The sequence below is a fragment of the Maribacter litoralis genome, from assembly GCF_003075045.1.
In the GTDB taxonomy this organism is placed as follows: domain Bacteria; phylum Bacteroidota; class Bacteroidia; order Flavobacteriales; family Flavobacteriaceae; genus Maribacter; species Maribacter litoralis.
The window spans coordinates 120,687-137,219 of sequence record NZ_QCZD01000006.1 but is presented as its reverse complement, the minus strand read 5'-3'; the positions used below and the strand labels follow the sequence as shown (position 1 = coordinate 137,219).

At 36.5% G+C, this 16,533-nt stretch carries 12 protein-coding genes and 1 tRNA gene; 5 read left to right on the top strand and 8 right to left on the bottom strand.

The features are described 5' to 3' along the window. Positions 1–53: 53 nt before the first annotated feature. From DCS95_RS18395 to DCS95_RS18370, 6 genes are all read right to left on the bottom strand, one after another. Positions 54–1,265, bottom strand: coding sequence for a GIY-YIG nuclease family protein (locus DCS95_RS18395; protein ID WP_116772259.1), 1,212 nt, complete (start codon positions 1,263–1,265; stop codon positions 54–56). Continuing rightward, a complete protein-coding gene (locus DCS95_RS18390) occupies positions 1,258–3,306 on the bottom strand; it encodes a DEAD/DEAH box helicase (protein ID WP_116772258.1) in 2,049 nt (682 codons plus the stop codon). The genes DCS95_RS18395 and DCS95_RS18390 overlap by 8 nt, the downstream gene beginning before the upstream one ends. Beyond that, the gene (locus DCS95_RS18385) at positions 3,303–6,059 is read right to left on the bottom strand and encodes a class I SAM-dependent DNA methyltransferase (protein WP_116772257.1); all 2,757 of its coding nucleotides are present in this window, start codon (positions 6,057–6,059) and stop codon (positions 3,303–3,305) included. The genes DCS95_RS18390 and DCS95_RS18385 overlap by 4 nt, the downstream gene beginning before the upstream one ends. A gap of 55 nt (positions 6,060–6,114) precedes the next feature. Next, the gene (locus DCS95_RS18380) at positions 6,115–6,780 is read right to left on the bottom strand and encodes a recombinase family protein (RefSeq protein WP_116772256.1); all 666 of its coding nucleotides are present in this window, start codon (positions 6,778–6,780) and stop codon (positions 6,115–6,117) included. Between the two features lie 460 nt (positions 6,781–7,240). Then, positions 7,241–8,806 (bottom strand): trypsin-like serine protease, encoded by a 1,566-nt coding sequence (locus DCS95_RS18375; RefSeq protein WP_027066586.1) that lies wholly within the window; start codon positions 8,804–8,806, stop codon positions 7,241–7,243. Positions 8,807–8,823: 17 nt separating this feature from the next. Beyond that, positions 8,824–9,183: a hypothetical protein gene (locus DCS95_RS18370; RefSeq protein ID WP_027066585.1), complete on the bottom strand. Its 360-nt coding sequence runs from the start codon at positions 9,181–9,183 to the stop codon at positions 8,824–8,826. 178 nt (positions 9,184–9,361) lie between these two features. Here DCS95_RS18370 and DCS95_RS20355 point away from each other — a divergent pair, with 178 nt between their 5' ends. The 3 genes from DCS95_RS20355 to DCS95_RS18360 all read left to right on the top strand — a co-directional run bounded on the left by DCS95_RS20355 (position 9,362) and on the right by DCS95_RS18360 (position 11,822). After that, the gene (locus tag DCS95_RS20355; RefSeq protein WP_164674239.1) at positions 9,362–9,655 is read left to right on the top strand and encodes a hypothetical protein; all 294 of its coding nucleotides are present in this window, start codon (positions 9,362–9,364) and stop codon (positions 9,653–9,655) included. Positions 9,656–10,722: 1,067 nt separating this feature from the next. Beyond that, positions 10,723–11,139 (top strand): BfmA/BtgA family mobilization protein, encoded by a 417-nt coding sequence (locus DCS95_RS18365; protein WP_027066584.1) that lies wholly within the window; start codon positions 10,723–10,725, stop codon positions 11,137–11,139. After that, positions 11,139–11,822, top strand: coding sequence for a hypothetical protein (locus DCS95_RS18360; RefSeq protein WP_116772255.1), 684 nt, complete (start codon positions 11,139–11,141; stop codon positions 11,820–11,822). Before DCS95_RS18365 ends, DCS95_RS18360 begins: the two co-directional genes overlap by 1 nt. Before the next feature lie 4 nt (positions 11,823–11,826). Here the strand turns inward: DCS95_RS18360 and DCS95_RS18355 are convergent, their stop codons facing one another. Next, the gene (locus DCS95_RS18355; protein WP_027066583.1) at positions 11,827–13,038 is read right to left on the bottom strand and encodes a site-specific integrase; all 1,212 of its coding nucleotides are present in this window, start codon (positions 13,036–13,038) and stop codon (positions 11,827–11,829) included. A 238-nt stretch (positions 13,039–13,276) separates the two neighbouring features. Then, a tRNA-Ser gene (locus tag DCS95_RS18350) sits at positions 13,277–13,361 on the bottom strand. Between the two features lie 158 nt (positions 13,362–13,519). Between DCS95_RS18350 and DCS95_RS18345 the strand changes: the two genes are divergently transcribed. Further along, entirely contained in the window at positions 13,520–14,527 is a 1,008-nt protein-coding gene (locus tag DCS95_RS18345) for a glycosyltransferase family 2 protein (RefSeq protein WP_116772254.1), read from the top strand. An 82-nt stretch (positions 14,528–14,609) separates the two neighbouring features. After that, positions 14,610–16,523, top strand: coding sequence for a BatA domain-containing protein (locus DCS95_RS18340; RefSeq protein ID WP_116772253.1), 1,914 nt, complete (start codon positions 14,610–14,612; stop codon positions 16,521–16,523). Positions 16,524–16,533: the final 10 nt, after the last annotated feature.

Below are 16,533 nucleotides of genomic sequence, written 5' to 3'. Positions count from 1 at the left end.
TGGTGCTTTGAATTGATAAATATTATAAAATATTTTAATCGACACATACAATCCTAATTCATTCTTTTTATAGAGGCAGAAGCTATATCATAATAATAATCACTAACACTACCATCTTTAATTTTTTCTACCATTTCGTCAATAATGAAGATTGGCACTAAAAACCATTCATCTGGTTTTACAGGCTTTCCAAAACGGTCCTTAATTTCAATATTTAACTTTGCGGTATTGAAAAATTTGTGAATGACCTTTTCAAGTTTGACCCGATTAATATTAGCTAATTTATAAGTTGCTACAATCTCTACATCTGCCATTAGAAACGTAGGGTCGTTTTTCGCATTGTATGTTCGTTTCTTAACATCTCCCCCTGTTACACCAATTTTATGGACAACATCCTTATTTTCTTGAACCATTGGATGATTGGATAGGCTGCGTAATACATAAATAGTTCCGCTTTCCTGATCATCTTCATTTACTTCTCCAGAAAAGAGCGGTCCTAAACCAGGATCAGTTATAAATCTACTTGTTTCATCTTTATACATAGCTCTAATCAATGACCTCAATAAAATATTACTCTCGGTGCCATTTGAATATATTACTCTTAGACGCGAATCCTCTTCTCCATTTGGCGCTTTAAATGATTCTCCTATTTCTGCTATTAGCGCAATTTGGCCTCCCACGATTAAAAATTGGGCTTGCTTCAATGTTGTTTTGGTAAATCCAGCATCCTTGCGAAACCGAACAGTTTCCCTTAACCCTGAATCAATTTCCTTTTTTATTTGTTCAAATAGATGCTTGAATTTTTCAAAATCCTCACATCGTGTTCTATTGGCAATCTCTTCGGCTGCTTTTTTTTCAGCACGGGTTTTTACATGTTTTAATTTGGTGATAGACTTATCTGCATCTATATCTACACCAAGTTGTTTTAGTAATTCTTCGTCATCAATATCATTTGAGATTTCCTCTATTTTCTCCCCTTGCCTTAACAAGTTTTTAGTATCAAAAGGTTCCAGTAATTCAAAGCACTCGTCCGAACTATTTATTTTGTCTAGCCTAACAGCATAGAGTCTTTCAAAAATATCATTGTTCTCTCCATGCTCAGGCATCCTGCCATGCTCCTCTACAAAATTTAAAATCTCCTCAAAACCAGCGATAATACGCTGTTCTTTCGTATTATATTGCTGAACCTTTTTAACTTCAACTTCTATACCTAGTTCAGCTAAAAGCGCATCATCCTCATCCGTAAATTTATTATTTTCAGCCATTACTTTCAGATTTTAATCGGGCGAGAACAGCTATGCCTTGTGCCATTCTTTGCTCCCAAGGATCTGCAGATTTTATATCTGGTAATCTTCCCCGTTCTTTCTTAAATTTCAATGCTCGTTTCGCTAGGTCTCTAGCTTCGTCTAAGGATATATTCTGTTTTCTGGCCGATATGACTTCCGCCATTGCTTTTAGACTACTTTCGTTCATTGACTTAGCGAGAATCGAATACGCTTCACTAAAAGGATTAATACTATCAATCCAATCCACATCCAGTTCGCGAACATCCATTGCGAACTTACGCACACCATCAATTAAAGCGGTATTCGCTTTTTCGCCAATCCCACTTTCTCCATTGACAATTTCCTTTGCCTTTTGGGTTATATTTAGTGCGGCAATGGCGTGCTGCCTTACCGATTCAATATCTCCCTCATCTAAATCAGGATATTTATCTTTTATAATTTTCCCCATTCTAATCTGGGTTAATTCCTCAGGCACTAACTCTTCGTCAAACATGCCCCTTTCTATGGTTTGCTTATCTTGAACAAAGGCAGCGATTACTTCATTTAAATCTTCCTTGCAAATACGCTGTGCATCTTTACTTTTTAGTTCAGTAAGTCCTTTAATCTCAATTTGAAATTGTCCTGTTTCTTCGTTAAAACCGACATTCTCCTTATCCGGATTATAACCTTCTTCACCGTAATCATAACCTTTTACCGGTTCGCTTTGCGGATTCTTAGGGGTGAAATTAAATCTTGGCGCAAGCACTTGTTCCATCAATAAACTAGCGGAAATAGCTTTTAGCGTATCGTTAACGGCATCTGTTACAGCATCCTCAGATGCATCTGGTTCTGCAATAAGGTTTGTAAATCTTGACTGAGTTTTGTTAGGTGCGTCACGAGTGGCACGACCTATAATTTGCACGATTTCAGTTAGACTAGATCGGTAACCGATTGTTAGCGCATGCTCACACCAAATCCAGTCAAAACCTTCTTTGGCCATACCTAGTGCAATAATTATATCGACATGATCTCGATTCTTTTTTGCTTCTGGCATCTTTAATGCGGCAGATACTCTATTTCGCTTTGTTGCGTCATCGTCAACTAAATCGGCAATTTTTAAGATGTTACCATCTTTGGTTTTGACCAAATGAAAACCTGTTTTTGAATCAATGCCTTGCCATTCTCCCAGTTCATGGATGATATGTTCAACCTCCTTTATTTTATCGCCCATACTCTCACGGGAATTCACATTAGGAATATGAATAATGGTCTTTTCATTAGGGTTTAAAACATCTAGAATCTCATCTGCATAGGCACCACTATAGAAATAATACCCAATATTTAATGTTTTTAAATGCTCGTAACCATTAAGCTGTTCATAATAGGTATAGGTGACGGTATCAAATTTGGCTTCATCATCGGGCATTAAAACGGGGTTGGCATCCCCCCTAAAATACGAACCGGTCATGGCTACAATATGTATTTTATCACGTTCTACCAGTTGCTTAAGTTGCGTTCCAAGAACATTATTCTCATCGGCACTAACATGATGAAATTCATCAATTGCGATTAATCGGTCGTCAAAGACTTCTATTCCCAGACGATCTATAGCAAAACGAAACGTGGCGTGCGTACAGACTAAAACCTTGTCCTTGCTTTCTAAAAAAGATTTCACAGAATTGACCTTACTACCATCTTCTCCTGGTGCATTACAAAGATTCCATTTGGGTTCTACAAACCAATCATGATAAAAGCCAAATTTTGAAAGCGGTTCATTTGCAAAACTAGAACCAATGGACTTTTCCGGTACAGCTATGATAGCCTGTTTTATCCCTTGATTATTAAGTTTATCAAGTGCTATAAACATTAATGCGCGGCTTTTACCCGATGCCGGTGGTGACTTTATCAAAAGATACTGTTCTCCTCTCTTTTCATAAGCACGCTCTTGCATAGCACGCATACCCAACTCATTAGATTTTATAGAGTTACCTGTACTTTTATAGTTCACGGTAACCGATGGTATTATTTTAGTTTCTTTCATAAAGCTTTTTCTTTCGAAGTCATTTGGGTGTACAGTTCAAAAAGTTTTTCTAGGCGCTCCGTATCATTCTTAAACCGACGACCTATATAGATGCGTTCCAAAACTTCGTCATTACGTTCGTGTGCACGCTTAAGGTCTTGCGGCATTTTTTCAGGATTATATAAATCAGCAATGCTTGCAGGGAAATGGCGTTCTCTTGCAATTAAAATTTCCTCAGCAGATGAAGTCAAATCTTCTTTATTTTTGGTTGTCAATTTAGGCACGGGGAAAGTATTCCATGCAAGTGTATTTGTGAAACGATAATCCGTCCTCATTCTTGAACAAACAGTTGCTACCCAAGATAGATTCATTCGAGATACCACTAAAGAAAAAGCCCATAAATCTGAACAGGGCATCCCAAAAGAAGAGTTTGAGATTGCAGTCTTTCTATTTAATAATCCCGCAGGTAAATAATCTCTATTTTCTGATGTTGTGACCGGCACACAAATAATTGGGCTATCAGGCAACGGCTTTCTCTCATCAAATCTATACGCCCAGTCTGCAGCTGTAACTGTAGATTTTTTCGAACTACCTAAACGAAATGATTTTACTTTTTCAATTCTTTTAGAGAATGAAGGAATTTTTAAGGCTTCGTTCAGTTGGTCATCTTCAATCCAAATGCAATAACGATGTATCCCTCGAATCAGCTCATATGAACCTACAAAAGGTCTAATAAATTTATTTTGCTGCTCTTTTGTCAAACCCAACTCGTCGATGTCATTAGCATCCAGTAATAGATGACCGCCATCTGTGGGAGAGTTACCCCTACTCATTTTTGGCAGGTTACTTATTTGCTCTCTTAAACCATATACGAAAGTGTTCTCTCCAGAAATTAAATATGGATTTATATTTTCTACATCTCGTGAAATGGTTTGTTTACTTTCATCAAGTTCAAAAATTATTCTCTTACCTTTTACATTTTTTTTAATCCCAACTATCACCACTGTAACACCTGCATTGTGGCTTGCCAAATTTGACCACTTAAATGAAGTATGGGCAAAAAATATTTCGTGTCCTGTTTTCAATATAAGAGGCCATAAAATTGCAACTTGCTGTCCCTGACATATAGAATTTGTTGTAACAAGTGCAGTGGCTGTATTGGTATGCTTACCATATTCAGTCGCTTTCATAAGCCAAGCAGAAACATAGTCTAGAGGTTTCCAACCTTTTGTATATTTACTAAAGGTTTCTCTCATAAGACGTTTTTGAAAACCTTCCTGTTTTTTACTTCCCAAATATGGTGGATTTCCGCATATGTAGGTTTCGCCACCTTCGTTCTCAAAATCGATTTCTGCTTGCTTTAAAGGGGTGCTAAATAAATCCTCCCCAACAAGTTTAACTCCTGTTCCCGTTGGCGGGCATACAGAAAGCCAATTGACTTCTAAAGCATCACCTTTAGTAATCCAATTCTGAGCGTCTAAAGGCAAAAACTCAGCTAAGGCTAATTGTTGGCCAAGGTAAAGGACATCGCATTGAAATTCTGCAATAATCAATGCTAATCTTGCTATTTCAGCTGAAAAATCCCGCAGCTCAATACCTCTATAATTTGTCAATGGAATTTCGGATGAAATATTAGGTTCTCCACGTCTTATATTAATCTCATTCTCTATTTTTCGTATTTCCTTATACGCAATCACAAGGAAATTTCCTGAGCCACAAGCAGGGTCAAAAACACGAATACGAGACATTCGTTTTCGTAAATTAAGCAGCTTCCTTGAATTATCACCGGCTTCTTCCAATTGAGACCTTAAGTCATCAAGAAATAGAGGATTTAATACTTTCAAGATATTCGGCACCGATGTATAATGCATGCCAAGCGCTCCGCGCTCGTCATCATCGGCTACAGCTTGAATCATTGAACCGAAAATATCTGGATTGATTTTCTTCCAATCCAAATTACCTACATGTAACAAGTACGTACGGGCAATTTTAGTAAACTGGGGACAGTCTATAGAGCCGGAAAATAGTTGCCCATTTACATAAGGGAATTTCATTGCCCAGTTACGTATTTCTTTAGTTTTCCGGTCGGAAACCTTCGTATCCATTGTACGAAAAATTTCAGCAATAATTTCATGCGTATCAGAAGCATCGGAAGCACTCATTTGCTGTACCGTACCTGTGAAAAGATTATCACCACTAAAAATATTGGTGTCCTCTGCAAAAAAGCAAAATATTAGCCTGGCAAGAAAATGGTTAATATCATGCCTACGATCCGCTGTTGCCCAGTTTGGATTTGAACGCAATAATTCTATATAGAGCCGATTTAAACGACCGGTCGCTTTAATATCAAAAGCACTTTCCCTGATTTCTTTTACGGTACTTATACCTGCCAATTCAAGGAAAAAACCAAAATGCTCATGAAAATCTTTGTACTCCGATACTATGGTCTCACCACTATTAGTATTTTCAGACTGAAAATCTTTGCCATCGGTCGCAAGAATGAATTTTGCCTTCGCTTTTTTAGTGGCCGGGCTTCCCCTTAATTTCGTTAAGGTTTCCGAAACCTTGCCCTCATCACAAGTAGCAATATGAATATTGTTTCGTTGAAGTACACCGCTATTAATCTCTGATTTATTGGAGTTGCCTTCACGCAGACGCTTTATGGTTGTTGCCTTATTGCCGAAAGATTCCAAAAAAGAATAGGGGAATTCTTCCCTGTCAAATGGTTGACCAGCAAGTTTCGATACTGCTTCTTCTATTTCTACTGCGTTCATCTAAAAATTACTTAATTCAAAAATAGGTTTATTAAAATTTAAAGAATTAAAATGTTTAAGCTTTCTTATGATGTTTTTTACAATATGCTTCCTCCAAATCCTGCTCTTGATCCCAAAACACAACACCACATTCTTTACAGTTTCGCCTACCTTGAATCGCCAGATATTTATATAAGGTGGGCTTTGATTTTATCCCCACCAATTTCATTATGTCAACAATAGGTAATTTGTTCTCTTGATAATATGATGCAGCCAACATCGCCTTTTGTTTGGCTTCTTTTCCAAGTCCTTTTTTACGGCCCAATTGTATTCCCCTTCTTCTTGCACTTTTAAGCCCGGCCGTTGTGCGCTCAATGATAATGTCTCTTTCTAATTGAGCCACCGCCCCAAACAATGTAATTATAAATTTGCCGTGTGCAGAAGTCGTATCGATGAACGGGTCATTGATACTTTTGAATTTAACGCCTAGTTTTTCGAATTGCTCTACCAATTTTAGTAGGTGAGAAATGCTCCTGGCGATACGGTCCAGTTTCCAAACGATAACCGTATCTCCTTCGCGAAGTTTAGAAATCATCAAATCGAGATCATGGCGCTCGGCCTTTGCACCGGAAGAAACATCTCTGTATATATTTTTCTCCGCGACACCTTCCTTCAAAAGGGCATCGATCTGCAAACTGGGGTTTTGGGTCTTTGTACTGACCCTTACATAACCGAATAGCATAATGGTATAATTATAGCTCTAAAAATAAACTAATAAATTATACCGATAAAATGAACCGCTGTTTATTTAAATCATAAAGCAGTCGAAAAGTTTATAAAAACGGTCGTTTGTTTATACTTTTTTAGTTCCGTAAAACGTGAATTACCAGAACTTTTAAAAAGAACGACAAATGGAACTGGATAAGGATTTGTTTGACGCGAATATCGATAGTCCCATAAAACGGCCGTTTTATGGGACCCAGAATTCTGCACTTATCTTCAAATAACTAATGAAAATAAACAATTTGTCATACCCATATAATCGATTTCTAAAATCCATTTGAAATTCTGCCCAGATAAATCCATATCTGAAATTGCTATGCAATATATTCTAGCGAATCTTAAACCAATAAGATTGTTTCAGCTTTCCCTACTTGTCCATTAGGTAAATGTAAATTTCTTAAGGTTTTAATAGTATAAATTTATTCCTTGATTATTTTGTGGGTTTCCTTTATCTTATCCGAAACAATTTCCAGTATGTACAACCCTTTTTTAAGAGCTGTTATATCTAAATCAAACTTCTCGTTATTAAAAGTTCCCTTACCATTCATAACCTCAATGTTGTTTAAATCAATAAGTTGGTAGCCAAAAACATCACTATTCCCAATTTCCGCTGATTTAAAGTCTCCAAATGTGGCACTCTCCTTGGAGATAGTAATTGTTGTACTTGCGGGATTAGGACTTATACGATAATAACCGTATCGCCCAGGTATTGGTCCTGTAAAGAAAGCTGAAACTTGACCAGTACCACAGGTATTCTGATTTCTCACCTCAATACGGATACTATTCTCCGTATAATAAAATGTTGTTGTTCTTCCAGTAGTTGTACGTGAAAAAGAATTGTTAACATACCAATCATAAGGGCTATTACCGCTACCACCGTTTATGGTCACATCAATATAGTTGCTACTTGAACTGTATATACTAATGGACATCGGTGTTTGTCCCTCAACCTGATTTACGTTTAAACGTTCCGTAAATGTGGATCCATTGTTGGAAGTTGCCCTTAACCACCCACTTCCAGATGTTGATGCATTAGATGCCCTTATTATAGCAGAAGTATTGTTTTGTGATACTATTTGTATGTTGCCCGATGCAGTCCATGTTATATTTCCGGTTCCATTCTGCAAAGTATACGTGCTGTTGGTATTACAGACCAAATTATTCCCAGTGATATCAGGTAATTGTAAATTGTTACTTATCCAGCCCCTATAATTGAACAGTCTTGTATATATGGTCGGTTTATTATCTTTTGGAGATTCGCCCCAGCTGCTACAACCAGTAAGAAATCGTTGACTGCTTTTTAGAACGGTTGCCGGCCCTCCGCTATCCCCTCGGGACACGCCTGAATTTACCAACCTTAACGCAAACATATTATTTGAAACAGTAACGTTTCCAGTATTAAGGTTGTTCGCAGAGTTATTAGATATAATGGGCATATCCAGTGTCTGCAAAATATTTGATGGAGTAGTTGCGGTTCCATCCAAAGTATTTCCCCATCCGGTCACCCTAGCCATTCCCCCGGGCAGTGCATCAAAAGCGCTATCAGTTAGTTGAATTGGCAATACGTCGTTGTTATAGTTAAGCGGAGCGGTAATCCTAATAAGGGCAACATCGTTTTCTTGGGTTGCCGGATTGTAATTGGGATGCCTAATAATCTGCGCCACATTTCTATATTGTCCGGTAATGAGGTCATTTCGTTGTGTTATCCCTGCGGATATCGTTATTTCATTTACTCCGATTACATTACCCGTGTTGAAATTTGTTATACAATGGGCTGCGGTCAATATCCATTCCGGAGTTAAGATAGAACCCCCGCAAATATGTTGATTTCGTGCAGCCAATATATGGTATGTACCTGATCCTCGCATTGATATTTGCCAAGGATTCTGGTCTATTGTAGTATTATTGCCTCCAATTATACGCTGTTGGGCATAAGTAGCCGCAAACATTAAGGACATCAGGATTAGTAGGAATTTTTTTTTCATAGTTTTTATATTTATGACTATTCTTCGAGAAGGGTGAAACCTTTGTAATCGTTCGTCACAAGTCCATGCGCTCCAGTAAGACACGATATTAATTTTCCTGTTATTTCAACATCTGAACCTTCATCTGACTTAATTTTTTTTACTGGGAAAATCCTTATGGTCTTTTCTCCATTGATTTCGAACAACGAGGGCAGATGTGTTTCAGCATCCACTTCATAATAGGTCTTGATACCGTTGAAGAAAGGCTGACCATCTTCCACAACTCTTACTTTTGCCGGAATGGCTTCGGTCAGCTCAATAAGTATGTCAGGCTCTATACATAGAGCATTAAGGTCGACATCTTCATTTTCTTGACCATTGGAACAGGACATCATCATTGAGATGCAAAGAAAAATCATCGTTTTGATCAATACTTTTGATTTCATAAAGATAAATTTAGTTAATATTAATTAAAGTAGGAAAATACTTACATTAAAGTCGATAAACAGTTCATCCGACAAAGATTTCTTTTAAGATGTGGAAAAGTCGAAAGAGTTGCTTAGTCTCCGACGCTTTATGACTCTGTTTCATGTGTTTTTATACAAGAATCGACCCCTATCCAATCTGCCTGCTGAAGATTTAATTTCCTTTACTCCTTTATTTCTTTTATCTCCGGTATGGTATCCGTTTTTCATTAGGCTTTCGTCTTTGGGCATAAAAGAGGAATATGACAGTTTAAAAGAAGCGTTTGGGAGCCGTTCTGTAATGTCATCTCAGCATATCAATTTGCACTTGGAATATGATTTCAAGAGAAAAAGCAAGGAATACCACTTTGATATGGACAGAATGGAATCATTGATAATCCCTTGATTTTATCACTAATGAACATTTCATCCCAATTTTGGATGAAGGCCAAGTAGAAATTTTGATAGTTCTCTAAAAAGGAACCTTTTACGGCACTACAATTTATCTCTGACGTTCAAATAAACCTGTTTCCATTTAATTAGACGAGTATGTTTAATCCCAGGTTTATTTAGAATTAGATAAATCTAAGATTATAATTTAGATAATTGACAAATAGGATCACTCAGCACATTCCCTTTCATTTTGCGAAAAGCTCCATTGCAGGAGAAAGCGCTTCACTACAAAAGGTCTTGAACACAATCCTGAATTTTGACTTTCTATTACGCCTGCCAGTCAATTTTCTTCTTTCCGTTGTGCTGGAAAGAGACACTACTTTCCCGAGCTAAAATTCAGGATTACGTTCGCCAGAACAAATACCACGTTGACACTTTCCTGCACAAAGAATTAAAATTTGAGTTGGGACGAACTGCATAATCATTCGCACGCTCACTTTTATAAGTTCTTACCCAATCTAATTTTAGGTAGGGTTACAGAAAAGGTAACGGCGATGGCGCTATGGGAAGTAACTGATTAAAACTGGAATGAATGGTAATCCGTATTATTTTGCTATAAAAAATAGCGGTAACTAACTGGAAATATAGCATTCCATATCAAAAGAAAAGGAATACGCTCAAGATATAATAAGTAGCTGATCTTAAAGGAAAATGAATGTCAAAATATAGCAATAGAAACCATGCAAAATGAATTCGAAAAGTATCGCAAATATCTAATTGTCAATCAATTAAAATTGAATAACTTCTGTTTATTACTAAAAAATATTGATATTCCAAGCGTATAAAATAGCTTTTCAAAAGTAGTTGGAAAGTATGAAGATCCTGAAATGAAATGAAGGAATCGAATAGCAAGAGGGTAACACGCTAAAGCTATGTTTCGTTTATTCGATTTTGCCATAAACCTAACGTTTATATGGGTTAACAGGGTTTATTCAATATTTTGAATCTATGGATTATCGCTGCTTTTTAGTAAAAACAATCGTTAACCGCCGTGAATAGGCATCAATTTTACTAAAAACTATGGATAAGGGATATGAAAAAGAAGAATTTGAAACACTAAAGATTAAAAGTTCAGTAGCCGGTCATTTTAGAAAATTTAGTAAAATGTTATCAAGGTCCCAGTCGATGACATTACTCCTGATGATGGACTTTTTTGAAGAAAATGGAATTTCACCGACAGAGAATTTAGGACCACGGATGGAGACCTTGGAAAACAGGATTTCTTTGCTGATAAAGAAACGCATGAACGGAATGATCGCGATACTGAAGGATATCGAAAAATCCCAGACCAAACCTACGGCGGCAATGCTGTATGCCCTCTTTGAACAAACCGAACCGGTCAAAAAGCCAATGATGGTAGAGAAAAAGTACTTCAAAGAAAAAAAGCAGGTACGGTACCAAGAAAGAAATAACGATAACAAAATCACGGGAATGTGATGGAAAAAGTGAACTACATCGCTCACCTGAATGCCGTCTTCGAAAAATTAAACGAGGACGATAGGGTCAAACAAGGGCACATTACCTTGTACCTGGCGTTCTTCCAGAAATGGAACAGGGAGTACTTTAAAAAGACCTTGACCATAAATAGGACAGCCATAATGAAAAGGGCAAAGTTCAAATCAAAAACGACTTACCACAATTATCTGAAGGATTTGAACGACTGGGGATATCTAGTTTACTTTCCCTCCTTTCATCCGGCAAGGGGCTCAAGAGTAAGGCTTCCCATTTTCGGGACAAGTAGTGGTACAACCTCTGGGACACTTCCACGTCAAAATTTGGCCAGCAGCGTACCGGAACCTGGCCAAAATCTGGTACCTTCTTTTAAACATAAAACAAAAGAAAACTTAAATAAACTGGAAAGACCAAAAAATGGCCGGGCTGTTTTAATTTTTTTTAGAGAGAATAATTGGCAGGAAACGGAAGGTAGAAAATTCTATGCCTACTATGAATCAAAAAATTGGAAACTACGAGGAGGTCTAAACATCAAAAACTGGAAAGCGCAAGCTAAAAAGTTTGTAGAGAAGGGTATTGAAGGTAAACAAGAATTGACCACGCCAATTTCTGGCTATCTAAAAAAACTTCAGAGTAGGGTTGAAAGAAATTTTGAAGACCAACTTTAAAGATTTACATAAACTTATTTCTTAAAACTGCCATGTCTTTTCCTACTTTCATATCCAAAATCTTGGCGTAATGTTGCGTGGTTCGCAAATTCGTATGACCGAGCATTTTACTAACGGATTCTATAGGAACCCCATTTGTAAGCGTCACCGTTGTTGCAAAGGTGTGCCTGGCTAAGTGGAAAGTCAAGTTCTTCACAATACCACAGCAATCTGCAATTTCTTTAATATACGAATTCATTTTTTGATTGCTCAGTACGGGCAGAACCAAATCTTTTTCTTTCAAAAGCTCATCATCTTCGTATTTTTCAATGATAGCCAGGGCAATGGGTAAGATAGGAATATTACTTCTAGTATCGGTTTTGGTCCGTCTGGTTTTAATCCATTTCTCGCCGTCTGAACCTATTACGATATCGGCATTGGTCAGTTTCTTAACATCTGCATAGGCTAGGCCTGTGAAACAACAAAAGACAAAGATGTCTCGTACTTGATCTAAGCGTTTTATCTTAAATTTTAAATCGATAATACGTTGAATCTCCCCTTCGGTTAAAAATTCACGCTCAACAATTTTCAGCTTTCCCTTCCAATTTACAAAAGGGTCTTTATCGATCCAATCATTCGCATAAGCTATGCGAATGATTTTTTTAAAATTGGTAATATATTTAATTGCGGAGTTATGCGCACACTTACGGGTCATTTTAAGGTAGTATTCGAAGCCTGTAATGAACTTGTGGTCCACATCTTGGACCGGAATATCATTTTTCTTGTACTTCTTCCTAATATATTCCGTGACGTGTTTTTTACAGGTGCGATAGCGTTCCGCTGTACCAGGGGAGAAACCCTTGCCTATAAGACTTTCGACTTCATCATTATGTTCCTGGAATATTTCTAGGAGCATTTTTTTTATTTTGTCCTTGCCCAATAGTACATCGCGCATATCAGAAGCGGAATAAGAAGCTTTGTCCTGTTCAAAATTCCTCTGAATCGAATAAATTCTATTTTTTATATCGCTTAAATGTCTATTGATTTCTTGAGCATCAGCAGAGTTTCCCATCACTAGTTGGGTTCGAGAGTTCCACAAGTCAAGGTGGACTTTTCGGTGGACGCTAAATTCTGACCGACGGCTGTCAAGTGTTATTCTCAGGAAAATCGTAGTCTTACCTGCAGAATTTACTTTACTTTTTTTGATGAAAAATAGAAGGGAAAGTGGACGTGACATAATTTTGAGCTTAAATTTGCTTTAATTTAATCAAAAAATCACAATTAATAATTATTGTAAGAAACTTATTATCAGTTATTTATGAATATCTGGTGGACCTTTTTGGATTTACTCAACCTCCACCGAATTAGCCCCTTTTAGAATGATATTATTTGATATTAAATGAAATCAATAAAAATGAAAAACCCTGTAAATCAACGATTTACAGGGTTTTTGGTGCCTTTTAAAGGACTTTTCGCGGAGAAAGAGGGATTCGAACCCCCGGAGGTGTGACCCTCAACAGTTTTCAAGACTGCCGCATTCGACCACTCTGCCATTTCTCCTGAGTGCCTCATCAGGTATTCCCTGAATGCGGGTGCAAATATATAAAGGTTTTCTTATCTAATAAAGCCTTTTCTTAATTATTTTTCATCTCTTTATTTCTGTCTATTTTTCAGACAAATGAAAAGATTGAATTTCAGTTATTTATTACCTTTCCGCCATGGTAAATCCCCTTGTAAGTATTGTTATTCCCTTTAAAGATGTTGATGAATATTTTGAAGAATGCCTGAATTCCATACAAAATCAGACCTATAAAAATTGGGAAGTTATTGCTATCAACGATCATTCTAGTGATAATAGTTTAGCCATTGCCAATACTTTTGCAACCAAAGATGCTCGATTTAAAATATATTCCAATGATGAATCTGGCATCATAACGGCTCTCAGAAAAGCTTATCAACATAGCAAAGGCGAATATATTACCAGAATGGATGCCGATGACCATATGACCAAAGACCGTATTGAAACAATGGTTACCTCATTAATACAAAAAGGAAAAGGTCATCTTGCCGTTGGTAAAGTAAAGTACTTTTCTGAAAAGGGTGTCAATGATGGCTACGACCGTTATGAAAAGTGGCTGAACAAATTGACAGCTAGCGGAGACAATTTTAATGAGACATACAAAGAATGTGTAATTCCCTCTCCCTGCTGGATGGTTCACAGAGCTGACTTTGAAGCATGCGATGCATTCAATCCAGACCGTTATCCAGAAGATTATGATCTGGCTTTTCGTTTTTATGAAAAAGGGCTGCAATGCATACCTTGTACTACTACCCTACACTATTGGCGAGATTATGACCATAGAACATCGCGCACCAGCGAGCACTACGCACAAAATTATTTTTTGGATATAAAACTGTATTATTTCTTGAAACTTGAACTGCAACCAACTCACAAGTTAGTGGTTTGGGGAGCAGGTAAAAAAGGGAAGACAATAGCAAGTTCTTTAGTGGAAAAAGACATTCCATTTCATTGGGTCTGCGATAACCAAAAGAAAATAGGGAAAGATATTTATGGTGTTAAGTTGCTACACTATTCCGCATTGAAGAACCTTGACCATTCCAAAACAATAATAACCGTTGCCAATGAAGAAGAACAAGTGCAGATCAAATCCTTTTTTCAAAAATTGAATCTAAAACCTGCAATAGATTACTACTTCTTTTGCTAATCTCAGTTTCAAAAAATAATAGTTGTATTCTCACAAACTTCTAAATTCAAAATAATTATCTTTGACCTAATCAAAATTAGGAATGCAATTTAAATATCCAGAACTTCTTTGGGGTCTTTTACTACTACTTATTCCTATATTAATTCATTTATTTCAATTACGCCGTTTTAAGAAAACACCATTTACCAATGTAAAATTCTTAAAACTAGTAGTTTCTGAATCTAGAAAGAGTAGCTCATTAAAAAAATGGCTATTGTTATTTGCCAGAATGGGGTTATTGGCAGCTTTGGTAATCGCCTTTGCCCAGCCCTTTATTGCCAATAGTACCGCACTTCAAGAAAAGGAAACGGTATTTTATTTAGACGATTCATATAGTATGAATGGACAAGTGGAAGGCAGCAATCTCTTTAATAACACCATTCAAGATTTTATTAAATATATACCAAAAGACAAACGATTTACACTATTTACCAATAAACAGGTCTTTAAGAATGTAGTAGTGAGTGATATTCAAAACGAACTGCTGAATCTTACCGTTTCTTCTGAACAACTAGATATTAACGAAATTGTTTTAAAAGGAAATACTTTCTTTTCCAAAAACAATGCATCACAAAAGAACCTTGTTCTCATATCGGATTTTCAACAGCGCATGGGCAATCCTACTGAAATAGATACTTTAGAGAATATCAACATTGAGTTTATTAAACCAATTAATTCTCAAATTAAAAACACCTCAATTGACTCTGTTTTCATAGGCGATCGAACAAATGAGAACATAGAGTTAATAGCACAATTGAGTACAAATACGGAAGATGAAACAATACCCGTTTCCTTATTTAACGATGATAAACTTATTGCCAAAACTGCCGCCAAGTTCAATAATGGAAAAAAGGCTGAAGTAAGTTTTACCATCAACGCTAAAGATATTCTTTTGGGTAAAGTAGCCATTACCGATACAGGGTTGGACTATGACAACCAGTTCTACTTTAATATTGACGAAAAGTCGAAAATTAATGTGTTGGCAATCGGTAATTCTTCTGCCGACTTTTTAAAGCGTATTTACACCGATGATGAATTCAATTTTTCTACAAGTTCATTAAGTCAGTTGAATTATAGTAGTATCGAAAATCAAGATTTAGTAATACTCAATGAAATTGAAAACTTACCAAGTTCACTGGTTACAGCAATAAACACTTTAAGTAAAAATGGTGGAAGTTTTGTTTTAATACCGGCAACCAATGGCGACACCAATTCATACAATACCTTAGCAACATCTTATTACAATAGCCAATACAGCAATACCATTGCTCAAGAAGCAGCAATTTCCAACGTTATAACGGCACATTCCCTATTTACAAATGTTTTTGAAAAACAGGTAACCAATTTTCAGTTTCCAAAAGCAAGTGGGCATTTTAAGATCAATACTAAGGCACCAATAGCTATTGAATTTCAAAATAAAGACCCTTTTATAATTGGCAACGATGGTTCGTATTTCTTTTCTGCAGCGTTAAATAATGATAACTCTAATTTTAAAAACTCCCCGCTAATTGTTCCCGTCTTTTATAACATGGGCATGAACAGTTTAAAGCTCCCTCCTTTATATACCAGCATTGGTAATAACACAGAGGTGGAGGTACCAATTACATTGCAACAAGATGATATTATAAAAATATCAAACGAAAACAATGAGTTTATTCCGCAACAACGTGTGCTTCCTAAAAAAGTACAGATTAATTTTATGGACAATCCTACAGATGCGGGCATTTATAAAATAATGCATAATAAAAAAATTCTAAGGCATATCAGCTTTAATGACAACAGAAAGGAAAGTGAGTTACTTTATGCAGCACTTCCAGAAAACAGTAATACATCATTGTCGAATTTCTTTTTAGAAAGTCAAAAAAACAACGCCATAAACGAGTTTTGGAAATGGTTTGCTATTTTAGCACTGGCATTTGTTTTGATTGAAACGGCACTTCAAAGATTCTTAAAATAAGCTAATAACG